Source organism: Hydrogenobacter thermophilus TK-6 (genome assembly GCF_000010785.1).
Taxonomy (GTDB): domain Bacteria; phylum Aquificota; class Aquificia; order Aquificales; family Aquificaceae; genus Hydrogenobacter; species Hydrogenobacter thermophilus.
Genome location: NC_013799.1, coordinates 286,989 through 303,027, shown reverse-complemented (window position 1 = coordinate 303,027; position 16,039 = coordinate 286,989). Strand labels below are relative to the sequence as shown.

Sequence of the window (16,039 nt, the reverse complement as noted above, 5' to 3'; positions counted from 1 at the left end):
AATTCTACTCCTTGCCTCCCTTTATCTCAAGTTCTCTCTTTAACTGTTCTATCTGAGCAGTTTTGCTAAGCAGTTCCTTTTCTTTCTCTAAAAGCATTTTCTGCATCTGTATGTCCTTTTCAGCAAGCGAAAGCTCCTTATCTCTAAGCTGGTTTTCCAAAGCCCTTAGACTTTTTTCAAGCTCTGCCAGCTTCTTTTGAAGCTCCTTTAGACTCTCCTCCCTCTCTTTAAGAGCCTTTTCCGCTTCTTCCAGCTGATTCCTCATTATCTGTATCTCCTTTTCCCTTACAGCTAAGAGGGTGTAAAGACTTGACATCTCATGAAGAAGCTCCTCCTTTTGCAAATCCTTGAGCATCTGTATCTCTATGTAAGTTGCTATAAGCTGTCCTTCAAAGCTAGCCTTTAGCTTTTCAAGACTGTTATTTATCTCCCTCTGCCTTTCCCCCCTCTTTTCTTGAGACCTCATAAGATGGTGATACTCATCCTGCGAAAGATACACATACCAGATGCCATCCTCCTCTTTACCGCCCCTTACCACTCCAGCCCTTATTCTGTTCTTTACAGTGTTCAGTGAAACACCTGTTAGCTCAGCATATTCGCTTGCTTTTACCTTGACATCATCCATGATCTCCCTCCTGACAATTCATTTAACATAATTTAATAGATTTTGCCGTCAATGTCAAATACTGAAATTGACAGCAAAGGTGTAATAGAAGAGTATGTTAATATAATGGCAATTATATTAACAAGTCTAACTCAAAGCCACCAAGCTGAGAGCTTCATACGGGTGATGAAGGGAAGCTAATCCATAGACCTTTGGTTGACTATCTCCGTACCTACGCCTTCCTCTGTAAAGATCTCCAGCAGTATAGAGTGAGGTATTCTGCCGTCCACAATGTGCACCTTCCCTACCCCTTCCTGAAGGGCTCTTAGGGCGCTTTTTACCTTGGGTATCATACCCCCCTTTATGGTGCCTTCGCTTATGAGCCTGTAAGCTTCCTCCCTGCTTAGGGAGGATATAGTCTTTCCGTCCTTGTCCTTTATGCCTTCCGTATCCGTCAGGAATAAAAGTTTTTCAGCTTTTGTGTATCTTGCCACCTCTGATGCCACTATGTCTGCGTTTATGTTGTAAGCTTGTCCATCTTCACCCACTCCTACTGGTGCTATGACGGGTATGTAGCCATTGTCCATAAGCGCCTGAAGTAGATGCGTGTTTACGCTTAGCACTTCACCGACAAAGCCTATGTCCTCACGGGGGACTTCAAGCCCTATCTCCCTAAAGTACTCTTCCTTGTTGAGTTTTTTTGCTCTTATGAGGTTTCCGTCCCTGCCAGAAAGTCCCACCGCGTATATCTGCTCTCCGCTGTGCTTGTTTATGAGAGCCACTATGTCCTTGTTTATGTCTCCTGATAGCACCATCTCCACCACGTGCATGGTCTCCTGGTCTGTCTTTCTCAAGCCTCCCACAAAGGTGGACTTTATTCCAAACTTTTCCAGAGCGGCGCTTATCTGTGGTCCACCACCGTGAACCACTACAACTTTTATACCCGTGTACCTGAGCAGCAGCACATCCTTGGCAAAGCTCTCCCTGAGGCTCTCTTCCAGCATGGCAGAACCACCATACTTTACCACGAAAGTTTTTCCGTAAAACTTCCTTATGTAAGGAAGCGCTGACTGAAGTATCTTAGCTTTCTGAATAAGCTCCTCTATCATGCCCTTAAAACCTTTATGTAGTCCCTTATGCCATCTTCCAACGAAAAGTCCGGTGTGTAGCCAAGAACTTCCCTTGCCTTGCTTATATCCGCCTGCGTGTGCTGCTGGTAAAAGTCATAAGGGCAGTCAAAGTACTCCACCTCTGGTTTAGTGTTTAGTTCTATGCTCAATATATCCACTATCTCGTTGAAGCTCCTGCTTTCGCCCGTGGCTATGTTGAAAATACCAGAGACATCCTTTTCCAGAGCAAGCATGTTGGCTTTTATCACATCTTTTATGTAGACAAAGTCCCTTCTTTGCTCTCCCCACTTGAAGAGCCTTGCCTTCTCTCCCGAGGCTATCTTTTTGTATAGCTGATAAACCATGCTGGCAGTTTTTCCTTTGTACGATTCACCTTCACCGTACACATTAAAGTACCTAAAACCTATTAACTTTATGTCCTTATGCTCTTCCAGAAAGTTTAAGGCTATTCTGTCCATGATCAGCTTGGAAAAGCCGTAGACGTTCTCCGGCTCTTGGGGTCCTTCCTCCCTCATGGGTGGCTCAACATTCCCATAAACTCCTGCGGAGGATGCGTATATAACTTTTGCTTTCCATTTTACAGCACACTTAAGTAGGTGTCTAAAGCTATCCGCATTGGTTTTCATCATGAGAGCCTGGTCCATGATGGTAGTGTCGGTTATGGCAGCTTTGTGAAACACCACGTCAAACTGGTAGTTTTGAGCCAGCCACTCCCAAAGGCTTGGATCGCTTATGTTTCCTGTGATAACCTCTCCTCTAAAGCCTATCAGGTTTTTAAAGTGTCCGGAGGAGAAGTCATCCAGCACGTAAACCTTTGCATTGGGATAGCTTCTTTCCAACTGCTTGGCTATGTTGGAACCTATAAACCCCGCACCGCCTGTTATAAGCACCCTCATGAGCTTACCCTTGCTTCCTCCAAAGACTTTAAAAGCTCTTCCAGTTTTGCTTTTTCTGCCAGAAGCTCCTCTCTGATTTTCTGGACTTTTTCCACCTCTTCGCGTGAAGCCTTTTCCAGAAAACTGGGATTCTGGAGCCTTCTTTCAACGCTTTCCAGAGACTTTACCACCTCCTTATGTCTCTTGGTGTAGGAGTTTATCAGCTCTTCTATGTTTATACCTTCCTCCACACTTAGGAAGAACTCCAGGTCCTTGTAAAAGCCTGCCACAGCTCTGGGTGGTCTTTCTTGGGTGTGTATAAGCTCCTCAACTTTTACCAGACTCTTTATGTGCTCTTCAAACTCAGTCAGCATCTCTTTCCATCCTTCACCCCTGCAGTAAAGCCTTATCTTTCTTGATGGCTCTATTCTAAGGTCGCTCCTGAGAGCTCTTACGGAGGATATGACGCCCTTTAGCTTTTCCACCTTCTCATGAGCCTGTTCAAAAACATCCTGCGGGTTATACTGTGGGTATTGGCAGAGGGAAACACTCTCAAGGTGAGAGGTGGGAAGGTGAGAGTATAACTCTTCCGTTATATAACACATAAAAGGGTGAAGGAGTTTAAGCACACTGTCAAAGATCTTCAGAAGCGTAGCCTGTGCGGTAATTCTCTCCGCCTTTATTCTTTGCTCTTCCTTTTGCCTTTCCTCTTCCGGCAAGTTTTCTGTAGGCTTGGCATACAGCCTGAGCTTGCTCATCTCCAAATACCAGTCGCAAAACTCACTCCAGACAAACTCGTAAAGAGCCTGAGCTGCCTCAGAAAACTCATATTGGGAGAGAGCCTCGTTGACCTTTCTAACAGTTTGGTTAAGCTTGGTGGTTATCCAAAGGTCCTCGCTTCTGGGTGGCGCTGCGTAAGGAAGATTAGCAAGAAGGTCCTGGTCCAAATTCATAAGTATAAACCTTCCTGCGTTCCAAAGCTTGTTGGCAAAGTGTTTGTAGCCTTCAAAGCGTTTTTCCGAGAGCTTTATGTCCCTTCCCTGCTGGGTGAGAATAGCTAAGGTGAACCTAAGAGCATCCGCTCCGTACCTTTCCACTATGTCAAGAGGGTCTATCACGTTGCCTTTGGTCTTGGACATCTTCTGACCCTTCTCGTCCCTCACAAGAGCATGTATATAAACATCCACAAAGGGCACATCACCCGTAAAGTATGTCCCCATCATTATCATCCTTGCCACCCAGAAGAAGATGATGTCAAAGCCTGTCACCAGAAGGTCTGTAGGGTAGAGGTTTTTTAGGTCCTGCGCCTCTTCTGGCCAGCCAAAAACCCCAAAGGGCCAGAGGGCTGAGGAAAACCACGTGTCCAAAACATCCTCCTCCTGTCTGAGCCTCTCTGAACCACAGTGCTTGCAGCGCAAGACAAACCTGTACTTTTTGGTCTTTGGGTCATACCTGTACCTATTTTTCTTCTCGGTAAGTATAGCCATAGGGTTTATGTCCTGAGTAAAAAAGAGTCTAAGGGAGTGAGCGCTCACCTCAGTAGAATGGTATTTGTGGAAGGCAAACTTCTTGTAAAAGTCCAGCACCGTCATGTTAGGATGGACAAAAGAAGGAGAGTGCAGCACTTTTTCTACCTCTTCCGGCGTAAACTCATAGTCTATCTTGCCATCCGCTATGAGGTTGAAAATGAGCTTGTCGTAAACCCTGTCAAAGTCATCGTCAGTATATACGCTTTCCTTTCCACAGTCCTGACAGTACCAGACAGGTATCCTGTGTCCCCACCATATCTGCCGCGATATGCACCAGTCTTTGAGGTTTTCCATCCACTGAAGGTAAATCTTCTTCCAGCCTTCCGGTATAAACCTTATCTTACCCTCCTCCACCACCTTTATGGCTGCCTTCTTTATCCTCTCGTCAGAAACCCTAACAAACCACTGCACAGAAACCATAGGCTCCAAGGTGGTTTTGCACCTGTAGCATTTACCCACCGCGTGCCTGTGGTCTTCTACCTTCTCAAGAAGTCCCAACTCTTCAAGCCTTTTAACTATTTGCTGCCTTGCCTCGTATCTGTCCAAGCCTGCAAACTCTCCCGCATTTTCGTTCATGCGCGCATGCTGGTCCATCACCTGCACAAAAGGCAGGTTATGCCTCTTTCCTATCTGGAAGTCCGTAGGGTCGTGCGCAGGAGTTATTTTGACCGCACCGGTACCAAAATCAGAAAGCACGCTCTCATCTGCCACTATGGGTATGTATTCAGAAACTTCCTCTCCGGACATAGCTTTTCTCTTCCAGCTTACCAACGGAAGCCTTACCCTTTTGCCCACCAGGTGCTTGTATCTTTCGTCCTGAGGATGAACCGCCACCGCAGTATCTCCCAGCATGGTCTCTGGTCTTGTGGTGGCAACCGTTATGTACCCGCTTGCATCCTCCAGAGGATACTTTATGTAGTATAGCTTTCCATCCTCCTCCTCGTGCTCCACCTCCAAGTCCGAAAGAGCCGTCAGGTCATTGGGACACCAGTTTACTATGTACTCACCCCTGTATATGAGCCCATCCTCGTAAAGCTTCCTAAAGGCATACCTTACAGCCCTCGAAAATCCCTCGTCAAGGGTAAATCGCTCCCTCTTCCAGTCTACGCTCACCCCAAGCTTTTCCAGTTGCTCCCTTATGGCACCTCTTGAGATCGGCACCCACTTCCAGACCTCTTTTAAAAACTCTTCCCTTCCTACCTCCAATCTGTCTTTGCCTTCTTGCTGCAGTTTTTTATCCACCACATACTGCGTTGCTATGCCCGCATGGTCAAACCCCGGCACCCACACCACCTTTTTACCCATCATCCTCTGCCACCTGCATACCATGTCCTGAAGCGTGGCATTGAGAGCATGACCCATGTGAAGAGAGCCCGTCACATTAGGGGGTGGTATAACTACCGAAAACTTCTCTTCCCTTTGGTCAGAGCCGGAGCTGTATATGGCGGACTCTATCCACCTTCTTGAGTGCTTGCTTTCTACAGCTTTGTGATCATACTTGCCTATGTCTTTCATGGGATATTTATTATACAAGGAAGTCCTCAAGGCTGTTATTCATGTTAATTTGGTTTTCAAGAGCTTTGACCTGGGTTTGTTTTTTGAAACAGTATAGCGCCCATATAAGTTTTTAAGTTCTCTATTTTGACTTCCGGATAACTCAGCCTAAAAGATTTGATAAGGCTGTTTTCGGACAGTGGCGGATAGTTTTCAAACATGAACCTTAAAAAATTCTGCACCTCATCATCCTGCGAGTAAACCATCATAAAAGGCATGATTGTGTTAAAAAACATCTCTTCCTTCCTTGATAACCCAATCCCTTCAAAATTCATTATGCTTTTAAGAGATTTTTTGAGATTTTTACTCCCTATCTCTGACTTTATTCTCTCCAAAAAGAAATTCACAAGACCACATTCAGTAGTTTTTGATAGAAGAACCGATATACCCTCAATTCTTTTCTCTGGAAAATTTGCAGGTCTTATTCCTTTGTAAATCCATACAGATTTATCCATCCTCAACGAGAAATCAAAGTCATCCGGCAAGCCATTTTTATCATCTATAAATCCGGCTCTATACAAAAGTGCTTTTTCTATAATGGATTTTTCTTTTAGTTTTCTTATTTCTGAGTATGGAGTAATTATAGCAAGTTCAAGAAAGTTCACCTTATTTTTGGAATAGCCAAGCGATATCATTATTTCTCTGTAAAGCGCTTCATCGGTAAGGGCAATCTTTAAAAGGTTTTGCATTCTCTGTTTTTTTAGTTCAAGCCATTTTTCGCCAAGATGGTTTAGGTCTATTGTTTTCACCGTTATAAACTCCAACCTTCTAATTTAATGATCTTTTCAAGCTCAGTTTTAAGCTTAGGTATATCTTCTATAACAATGTCCCATATTATTTCAAGATTAATACCAAAATAAAAGTGGATTATTTTATCGCGAGTTCTTGCTATCTCTTTCCAGCCAACCTCAGGGTATTTATTTTTAAGACCATCTGAAATGGATTTAGAAGCTTCTCCAAGAATTTCTATATTCCTGGTTACGGCGTCAATAACCATTTCATTTTTCTTGAAATCTTCATAAGTTAGACCTTTTGTGTAGTTCATAATTTTATTACATGCAAAAAGCATATCTAAGACAAATTCTCTATCTCCCCTCTTATACATATTCAATTTCTCTTTCTATTTGATGTCTTATATGTGAAATTCTGATGGAAGCGATACCATCTGGCGTGAGAATATCAACCTTTCTCCCAAATAAATCTTCAAGAAAATCAATAAGTCCAGAGACATTCTTAAAGGTCGCTTTTCCTCTTTCAAATTCAACAATTAAATCAATGTCGCTATCAGTTCTGAGAGCTTCTTTAACAACTGAACCAAAGATGCCTATTCTTTTAACTCCAAATTCTCTAAGCTTACCCATATTTTCTCTGAGTTTTTCAATAACTTCATCTTTTCTTGTGATTTTTTCTCTATTCATCTCTCACACACTCCTTGCTTTTTCTAACCTTGTTTTTTAGCGTAAGGATATTCCTCATAAATTTTTCCATTGAGTTCTCTTCCGTTTTTCCGTTTAGATACGCCACCCCATTGCTTAAAAAAGAATGGTATATTGTTTTCTCTGCAGATGCGGTAAATCTCCATTACCCATTCCTTTAACATAGGTCTTGCATTTGGACCCGATTCACCTCCAACAATAACCCAATCAATCCCCTTTGTTGGGAATTCGTAAATAGGTCCTAAGAGTGGCTCAAATGAGATGAATTTAATCTTGGCTGGCGTTTGCAGAAGATAATTTATTCTGTAAATGTAATTTGAGTTTTCAACGGAAACCCCCATCCATATGTTTTCTGTCCATTCAAGCTCTTTGCTTATTTCAAGGAGTCGCTCTGACCTTTTTGTCAAAACCTGAAAAGTAAGATGTTTAGCCCGATTCATCACTTCAAAGACACTTTTAATAAAGTGAGCTGGAACATCTTCTAGTTGTTCCACAGTCGGAGTCCTACTAAATAATATTTCTTGATGGGAAGCGGAGTAATCAAAAGTTCCTTCTTCATCTCCTATTGTCCACATAACTTCCTTCATGAGTAAAATAGCTCTTTCATGATTTGCAAAATGGATTAAGTAGTATTTGGTTCTGTTTTCTCCTCCGTGTACTTTGTCTTCTGGACTAAAGCGAATGCGAAATTTAAAGTTATACTTTGCATTTACTTGCCTTATAAAATATTCAACAAAATTATTTTCTCTTTCTTTCCTAATAAAGTTTTGATTTTTCCAGTCAGTATTTCCAAACATTCTATTTATAGTTTGCTCAGCTTTAGGGTTATTTAGATGCATATTGATAGCATACCACATTAAGTTTAATAAAATTTCTTTTCTTTGCATACTTAGAATTTTGTTAATTACAGGAATTGATAATGGATGTCCGTAAGGATCAATAAAGAAGAATGCGGGAATATTTTTAGGAATTTTTTCAAGTAATTCAGGAACAAAATCGTGCGAGTCCTCATTAAAAACAAAGATTTTCACATTTTCTCTTTCGTAAGACTTTAACTGCTTTTCTAATTCTTGGGCACTCTTTTTATTCTTTTCAACGAAAATAAGATAAAACTTCATAGATTTGTCTTTTTCAATAAGTTCATTCGCTTTACGAGCTACAATGAGAGGTGAACCTTCTTCTCCAGATGAATATCGACCCGATCCAGCAAAGCAGTCAACATAGATTAGTGTTTGATGTTTTGATTTCAAGATTCTTGCCCAAGCTGGAAAATATTTTTCAAGAATTATATGTTTTGCCTTTGAGACCTCTTTTAAACGATATTCTTTCATCCTCACACACTCCTCGCTTTTTCTAATCTTGTTTTTACAAGCTCAGCAACTGCCCAGTAGACCTCTTTCGTTCTTCTTCTGTTAAGCCAAGAGCGTCAAAGACAATGTCATCAAGAACGTTATTCATCATATTTTATTTCCTTCTATAATATTAATTTCTTCCTCTGTTAAATTATAAAGTTTATAAACAAGCTGGTCAAGTTGTTTTTCAAGTTCTTTTACTCTGGCTTGCTTTTGCTGGTTTGTTTCATAGTCAGATGTAGCATGGACATTCTTGTCTGTGTTTTTATAATCACAGGCAAAAGTGCCTGTGGTACATTCAAGTATCTTATCCACAAGGTCAATGATTGGTTTTTGTTGGGATGAGGGGACTTTGGGAATGGGTATGCGTTCTACATATTGGTTGGAAAGTAGAAAACCTTTATCAGCATATTGATGGACATAAGTTCTTATATAATAGTCAATAAGACGCGAATTTAGAACTCCTATTAAAAAGCGAAGATTATTCCCAACCATAAAAGCCATAGAATCAAGAACATAAATCCCTTTTGGAACTATACAAAATGAGAATTGTTGCGTCACCCTCTGCCACACAATTTTTTCCTTTTCAAATTCAGGATAGTAATCTGATGCCCATCTTTGCAAAGCATACCATTCGTACCTTATTCCTGTTTCTTCCTTATTTCTATTTAAAAGTTTTTCCTTGTATTTAAGCAAATGTTCATAAAGAGAGGGATATAATTGCTTTAGTCTTTCTTCAGCCTCCTTTGAAGCTCCAGAAATATTAGGATTATTATGTAAAGGGAAATGCCAAGGAATATAAATCAACCACAACCCCGCCCACTTGTACCTCCACTTTTCAATATCTCTACCTCTCAAAACCGGCTTGATTATCTCTTCTGTCCTCTTTCTCTCTTCCTCTGTTTTGCAATTAGCAAGGATTTTGTTTCTCGTTTCTGTATCAATAATAAAGGCTTCATTATAACCTGTTAAAACTCCACGATAAATTTTCACATCCCAATCCTTTAAAGGTGTTCCTATTTTTTCTATCTTTTCTTTTATTGCCAAAACCTTGTCTTCTGCAAGTGTCCAGGCGCTGTCAGAGAGTTTCTCTTGTAATATGGTTTTCTTATTGTTTCTGATGTATTTTATAACATCATCATCAACATCACTTCCTACATTAACAAAGCTTACCAAATGCCCTTTTTCTGGTTTGGATTTCAAAAGAGTGATTATATTAGTGTCCACAGTTTGCTCAAAAACTCTGTAGCCCGAAAAGTCCACAACTTCAATAACCTTTGTGTTTTCTTTCAAAAACTTTCTCAATTTTTCTCCATACTTTGCCCTCATCCACTTGTTGCTTGAAATAAAGCAAAGCACCCCGTTTTTTCTCAGGATATCATAGGATTTTTTATAAAAGTATGTATAAAGATCAGCCGTGGAAACAAAGAAATCTTTGTATGCCTTTTCAAGCTTAGGTTTTAGGTGTTTAATTCTTTCTTGCCTTACATACGGCGGATTTCCTATCACAATATCAAAGCCACCTTTTTCATGAAACACCTCAGAAAAATAAACCCTAAAATCAAACTCTTTATGCCCGTTAGTTATTTTATAAATCAGCTCGTCAATCTGTCTCTTGTAGTTTTGCTTTTGCCTTGGGTTAGCCTCGTTAAAATATTTCTTTTTAAGCTCCTCTAACTTTCTAAAATCTTCCTGATTGAACAGATTTTTTTCAACTCCCAAAAGCGAATCACCTTGCACCACCTTATAATCAAGGTTAGGAAGCGGTTTTATGCTATAAAAATCTTCCTCATCCACCACTAAAGAAAGCCAAAACCTCAGCCTACACACCTCAACAGCTCCAGGGTCTATATCAACTCCATAAAGGGAATTCTCAATACAGTGGCGCTTAAGGTCATAATGTAGCACAGACATTCCTGTCTGTTGTGACATTCCTGTCTGTGAAGACATTCCTGTCTGTAAAGTTCCTTTCTGTGTTTCTTTCTCACTTACAGGCAAGATTGCCTGTTTTACACCATGTACCACAGACATTGCTGTTTGTGATACATACAGCCAGTATTTATCATCAGGTAAGTTAGCTTTTTTCGGATTATCTATAATATACTGAACAAAGCGGAGATATTCTTTTTCACTCCTGACAATATGGTCATAGGATTCTTCCATCCAAACTTTATTACCAGTGGAATTGAGAAGTTTATTGATATAGTATGCACTTGCTCCTTTTATGCCTTTTAATAATTCTGAAAGAGAATATCCAGAAAATGGCTCTATTAATAAATGGACATGATTGGGCATTATAACTACCGCATGTATTAAGTATCGTTCTTTATCAAACTTGAAAAGACATTCTTTTAATATTTCACGAACTTCTGGTTTTGCCAAAATACAGGAACCGTAGCCACTATCTAACCACTTTTCTATTCGCTCACCAAATTTTTCATTGTATTCTTTCCACTGCTTTTCGTTCCATGGCTTAGGATTACGCTTTAACCACATCTCGTATTCTTCTTTCCATTGGCGTAGTTTTTCCTGCGGTAGGGAATCTGCTAACCGAAAGGTAACCCAATAGATAGAACCTGGTTTGGTCCAATGAGGAAGATTACGTCGCGTGATTTTTAACTCACCTTCACCGTAAGTATCACAGGCAGAAATGCCTGTGCCTGTGCTACTTTCAGGAATGCCTGTGCTACTTTTATAAACCGAAAGCAATTGCCTTAGCTTTACAATTTCATGCATCATACCAACAAGAAAAGCCCCAGACCCAACCGCAGGATCGCAAACTTTTATATCAGCAAGAAGTTTGTCTATAAGCTCTGCGTTTTGAATAATACTTTCGGGTATCCTATGCTCGTACTTTGTCTCTTTTTGTTCACCTCTTTCAATCCTTTCTCTTTTTTCAAAGGCGGTTCTTTCGTGCTCCAAAAAAAGATCAGCATATCTTACAAATTTTTCTAAGTCTTCTCTTTTTACTTTTCCTGCAAGCTCTGTTTCAAGATAATTTATCAAACTTTCCTGACACATGTAATGAACTATTTCTCTCGGTGTGTAGTAAACTCCATACTCTTTGTTGAACTTTGTCTCATCACCCTTTTTGCCAGACTTTAAAACCTTTACATATTCATCAAAATTGTCAGGTCTTATAGCATTAAGCTTTTCATAGATTTTTCCAAGAAGCTCTGGATCAAGGGCGACCTCTTTTTCAAGAGGTTCTTCTTCGTTTACTGTAAAGTTGTATCTATCAAACACATCAAGAATGCCATCTCCAATGTCGCCTTCTTTTGTTTTGTTTTTATTTGAGAAAAGTTCATTGGGCAAAAGAATATCCACATTTACCCAGTCAAAATTGTTTATTGGGTCAAAAAGTCCACCATTTAAAAATGGAATTTTACAATTAAACCTGCTATAGTAGTGATCATCTGCGCTCCTGTCGGTTCTCAGAGCTTCATAAAACAAAGGTTCCAAAATATCGTTATAAAAGTTATCGTACTTTCCATACTCACCATTAAAGAGCCTTCTTATAAAGTCCTTTGGACCACTGCCCCAAGATGCACCTCTTTTAACACCAAACCACCCCTTCTTTTGCAGGAAATACAAAAACACAATTTGACCCAGAAGCTTTTTGGCAAAATCAACCGTGTTAATGTTTTTGTTTTCAAACTCCTGCCTAACTTTTGGATTAGTTTGAACAATTTTGTCCAGCTCAAGTTTAGTCCTTATAAATAGATCTCTATACTTTCTGAAGAATTCTTCCGTTACAACCTCAACATTAAAAGCCTCTTCCAAATCTTCCAGCGTTGGATACTTGTCGCTTTCCAGCAAAGGCAAAAACCTGCTCTGCGCTGTGTGGCTCTTTTCGTTTTTACCCACCAAAAAGGAAAACCTTTTTGCAGGTGTAAACTCCTCTTTAACCCTACCCCCTACAAATTTATAATCCATTTTTACAAGGGAAAATCTCCAATCCTCTGGTGAAGAAACAAAAGCCACAAGTGCAGCATACTTCTTAGAGTCTGTTCCCAATTTGCCTTGTAGGTATTCTGCTACGAAGTTTCTTTGAGCTGTCCGGGCGCGATATAAAGAGGTCTCCTTTTTTAAATAGACTATTAGAATATCTATCTTCCTGCCGTCCTCATCCTCATACCTACCTATCCTCTTCCAAGAGCTAATAAAGTCTAAGTACCTTTCTGTTATCCCCTGAATTCCGCTCCTTGGTTCAAGCGCCTTACTTCTGTCATAGGTTTTAAGTAGATTGGCAATGAATTCAATAAACTTTTTTTCATCAAAAGGATTCTCAAAAGTCTCAATCACCAACCTTTTTGCCTGCTCCCTGTTCATTTAATCAACTCCAAAATATTTGTGGTGCTCATCACCCTGTAGGTATAAAGATAGTATAACCTCCCTCTTGCTTTCCTCTAAAGCAGGAGCCTGGGCATAGTGGCTTTTGAGTAAAGCAGATGGTATGGTACGCTGGCAGACGCTTAGCACTTTTATAGGGTCTTGTATGTCTTCTTTGAGCGCGTTTAGTTCCTTAAGCGTTTTTTGAACTGTTTTTTTAGGGATGGCACCTTCTTCAAGGCGATTTATCAGAGTTTTGTAATACTCCTGCTGCTCCTCAGTTAGTTCTTTGCCATTTCTTAGCACTGCCTTAAGAATTTTCAAAAGGTCATTATAACTACTTCTACCAGCTTGCCTATGCGTTTCAACTATTTCATCCTCAGTAGCATTCATAAAAGCTTCCTTGTTTTTGTTAAATAGCTCATAAAAATCTTTAGACGGTGGGAACTCAGCTCTTTTTTCATTTTGTTGACTTTCAAGGATCTTGGCTGCCGTTAAAAAGTCAAGTTCAACAGTCTTTTCTTTGTCTGACAAAAAGAATTTCATTAGTTTGCCCTTTCTAAAGAAGGTGAGCAAAGAATTGGAAGAAGCAATATCTCTTAAACTCTCTGAAAACCTTTTTGAAGAGCGGGCTTTTTTGGGAAGATGCTTTATTTTTTCAAAAAGTTTTGGGTCTTTATCACGAATCTCTTCAATGATTCTTAGGTACTTGATCTCGCTCTCCTCTTCCTTATCCTCTTCAAGGACTTCTTTTGAGACAAGCTTGTCAAAGAGTTCATGAGAAGCTACTGGCTCATCCTGTGTTAGGATGGCAGAGTCTTCTCCTAACATGTTTAAGAAGGCTTCCACTTTTGACCTGGCTATTTTGGTAAGCTCTATCTCACTGTCTGCTTTCTCCGTAGGGAAGAAGTTAAAAACATATATAGTGTCAAACTTGGTGCCAATACGGTTCACTCTTCCAACTCTCTGTATAATCTTTGTGGGGTTCCAAGGGATGTCATAGTTTATTATGATGTTTGACCTGTGTAGGTTTATACCTTCTGCCAAAGTGTCTGTAGTTACCAGCATTCTGTATGTGTTGTCTTGTTGTTTTTGCGGAAGGTTGGCATCAAAGTTTTTAATAAGCAATTCTTTATGATTTTCCGAAGCGCTTCCGTGGAATAGAAGAACCGTATTTCCAAACTTTTTGGTAAGCTCTTGATAAAGGTACTCCGCAGTTTCTTTTGATTCGGTAAAGATTATTACCTTATTATTCTTTAAAATAGGGTTTTCCTCTAACTCTTTTATAAGTTTTTCCAATTTTGGATCTCTCTTTATATTATCCCACATCTGCTTTATTCTTCTCAGAGAGCTCAAATCCTCATAAAGGTCTTTTTCCAGCTTCTCAAAAAACTCTTCCCTTGGGTATCTTTGTACCTTATCTTCTTCTATTAGCTTCTCTATGGCTTCGTAGTCTTCCTCTTCTAATAGCTCAAAAAGCTTATTTATGTGCTCTTTGCTTACATAGACATGCCCTTTTTCGTACTCCTTTATAAAGTTCTCGTAATACTTTACAAATCTGTTTATGCTGTTCTTGAAAGCGTGAAAGCTGCTTTCTAACCTTTTTACCAGCAGTATCTTCATGATGGTGGCCAAGTTTTTCTGAGAGGTTAGCAATTTGTTTCTTATGTCTTCATTCTTGTGGTAGGTGAGCACTTTGTACCTAGAGTACTTGATATCTTTGGTTAGAATTCTCAGAGTTTCCATAAAAATATCGTCCTCTTCTTTCTCAAGCTGGTAGTAGATGGGTTTTGGTGGCTCAACTTCCGGAAACTTAATGCCTTCCTTATCTATATCTTCTCTAAAGTAATTAAGTATGTCCCTCCTGGTCCTTCTTATCATCACATGCTTTAGCACCTTCTCTCTTATCTCTTTTGATACCTCTCTGGAGACTCTTACATACTCTTCCTCTCCTTCTTTTTTTGCCTCCTTTAGCTTCTTATCAAGCTTTTTAAAAAAGCTTTCAAGGTTTGGAACTCCTGGTATGAGGCTCTTTCTGGGGCTTTGGAAAAGCTTTAGCTGGGATAGGATGTCTATGGGGTGATTGTTGTAGGGCGTTGCGGAAACAAGTATGACTCTTTTTCCACGGCATATTTGCGCAAGCTTTTCGTAGCTTTTGGTGTCCTCTGTCCTGAAGCGATGAGACTCGTCTATGACTACGTTCTTTATCGGATCCTCCGAGTCTTTGCTTTGTATGTAAGATATGGCATCGTCCAGCTTTCCTGTGGAAAAGAATCTGGCATTTATTTTAAAACTGTCTAGCACATTTACCCACGAACCGGGATTCTTTTCATCTATCAGGTTGGGGGGTGCTATCACTACGGTTCTACCATCCAGCTGTTTTAGTAGCATGGCGGTGATGTAAGTCTTTCCAAGCCCTACTACGTCGGATATAAAGACGCCTCCATAAGCTTCCAGTATCCTCTTTGCGTTTATTACAGCCTGTTCCTGGTATTTTAGCCTTTTGATACCACTTGGGAGTTTTAGCTCAAAATCACCTGCCTTAAGCTCGTCTCTAAAGTACTCATACAAAAACTTAAGGTATAGCTCATAGGGTGTTATCTTATCGTTGAGCCATGTTTTTTCTGTTATGGTTTTAACGTAATCCTCCGTTATATCTACCGCTTGACTCCAAAGCTCCTCAAACTTTTTTTTGGCATACTCATAATCAGCTCTGTTTTTTAGCTCTACGTTAAACTCCAAGTTTCCCTCAAGACCGGATTGAGTAAGATTGCTGGAGCCTGTAATTACTCTTCCTAAGTCCCTGTCTCCTTCCCTAAAGGTCATTATGTAAACCTTTGCGTGAAGTCTGCCGTCAGGATAAGCTTTAATCTCAAGCTTTCCTGACTCTATCCACTCTACAAACCTTCTTATAGCGGACTCCACTTCGTAGGAGTCTTCACAATCTTCCAATTCTTCTTCCATCTTCTTTTGTGCTTTTTCTTTTATTTCCTTGGCGGAGTGTATGATATGAGCGCTTTTTGGGTCTATGCCCATACCTGTGAGTATCCTTATCTTTTTTGTATTTTCCAAAGCCTTGTATATGAGATGAAAACCGCTAAGGTAAAAGTACCCCACTATACAGTCAAAAGTCTCACAGTCTTTTATGAGTGCAAGCAGTCTGTCTTTTAGACTTATACCCCCCTCGTTGGTTATGAAACTAAGGTCGGTGGATGGTGCCCCCACGT

Annotated in this window: 10 protein-coding genes; all 10 read right to left on the bottom strand. The window is 40.1% G+C overall.

Annotation, left to right across the window (positions count from 1 at the left end):
• Positions 1-4 precede the first annotated feature (4 nt).
• The 10 genes from HTH_RS01500 to HTH_RS01455 all read right to left on the bottom strand — a co-directional run bounded on the left by HTH_RS01500 (position 5) and on the right by HTH_RS01455 (position 16,037).
• Positions 5-625 (bottom strand): hypothetical protein, encoded by a 621-nt coding sequence (locus HTH_RS01500; protein WP_012962946.1) that lies wholly within the window; start codon positions 623-625, stop codon positions 5-7.
• A 176-nt stretch (positions 626-801) separates the two neighbouring features.
• Positions 802-1,713: an acetylglutamate kinase gene (gene argB, locus HTH_RS01495; RefSeq protein WP_012962945.1), complete on the bottom strand. Its 912-nt coding sequence runs from the start codon at positions 1,711-1,713 to the stop codon at positions 802-804.
• Complete coding sequence (gene rfaD / locus HTH_RS01490) at positions 1,710-2,630, bottom strand: ADP-glyceromanno-heptose 6-epimerase (RefSeq protein WP_012962944.1); 921 nt, start codon at positions 2,628-2,630, stop codon at positions 1,710-1,712. Before rfaD ends, argB begins: the two co-directional genes overlap by 4 nt.
• Positions 2,627-5,653, bottom strand: a complete 3,027-nt coding sequence (locus HTH_RS01485; RefSeq protein ID WP_012962943.1) for a valine--tRNA ligase — start codon at positions 5,651-5,653, stop codon at positions 2,627-2,629. Before HTH_RS01485 ends, rfaD begins: the two co-directional genes overlap by 4 nt.
• A gap of 56 nt (positions 5,654-5,709) precedes the next feature.
• Positions 5,710-6,441, bottom strand: coding sequence for a DUF2851 family protein (locus HTH_RS01480; protein ID WP_014462545.1), 732 nt, complete (start codon positions 6,439-6,441; stop codon positions 5,710-5,712).
• A gap of 2 nt (positions 6,442-6,443) precedes the next feature.
• On the bottom strand, positions 6,444-6,761 hold the full coding sequence (locus HTH_RS01475) for a HepT-like ribonuclease domain-containing protein (protein WP_267878556.1): 318 nt from the start codon (positions 6,759-6,761) through the stop codon (positions 6,444-6,446).
• A 28-nt stretch (positions 6,762-6,789) separates the two neighbouring features.
• Complete coding sequence (locus HTH_RS01470; protein ID WP_012962940.1) at positions 6,790-7,110, bottom strand: nucleotidyltransferase family protein; 321 nt, start codon at positions 7,108-7,110, stop codon at positions 6,790-6,792.
• Positions 7,111-7,133: 23 nt separating this feature from the next.
• On the bottom strand, positions 7,134-8,459 hold the full coding sequence (locus HTH_RS01465; protein ID WP_012962939.1) for a DUF5131 family protein: 1,326 nt from the start codon (positions 8,457-8,459) through the stop codon (positions 7,134-7,136).
• Positions 8,460-8,585: 126 nt separating this feature from the next.
• Entirely contained in the window at positions 8,586-12,812 is a 4,227-nt protein-coding gene (locus HTH_RS01460) for an Eco57I restriction-modification methylase domain-containing protein (protein WP_012962938.1), read from the bottom strand.
• Positions 12,813-16,037: a helicase-related protein gene (locus tag HTH_RS01455; protein WP_012962937.1), complete on the bottom strand. Its 3,225-nt coding sequence runs from the start codon at positions 16,035-16,037 to the stop codon at positions 12,813-12,815. It lies immediately after the preceding gene.
• Between the last annotated feature and the right edge of the window lie 2 nt (positions 16,038-16,039).

Bases quoted from the DNA above. Each gene is read 5' to 3' on its own strand.
- HTH_RS01465 (WP_012962939.1), bottom strand. From the start codon at position 8,459: ATGAAAGAATATCGTTTAAAAGAGGTCTCAAAGGCAAAACATATAATT.
- HTH_RS01475 (WP_267878556.1), bottom strand. From the start codon at position 6,761: ATGCTTTTTGCATGTAATAAAATTATGAACTACACAAAAGGTCTAACT.
- HTH_RS01460 (WP_012962938.1), bottom strand. From the start codon at position 12,812: ATGAACAGGGAGCAGGCAAAAAGGTTGGTGATTGAGACTTTTGAGAAT.
- argB (WP_012962945.1), bottom strand. From the start codon at position 1,713: ATGATAGAGGAGCTTATTCAGAAAGCTAAGATACTTCAGTCAGCGCTT.
- rfaD (WP_012962944.1), bottom strand. From the start codon at position 2,630: ATGAGGGTGCTTATAACAGGCGGTGCGGGGTTTATAGGTTCCAACATA.
- HTH_RS01470 (WP_012962940.1), bottom strand. From the start codon at position 7,110: ATGAATAGAGAAAAAATCACAAGAAAAGATGAAGTTATTGAAAAACTC.
- HTH_RS01500 (WP_012962946.1), bottom strand. From the start codon at position 625: ATGGATGATGTCAAGGTAAAAGCAAGCGAATATGCTGAGCTAACAGGT.
- HTH_RS01485 (WP_012962943.1), bottom strand. From the start codon at position 5,653: ATGAAAGACATAGGCAAGTATGATCACAAAGCTGTAGAAAGCAAGCAC.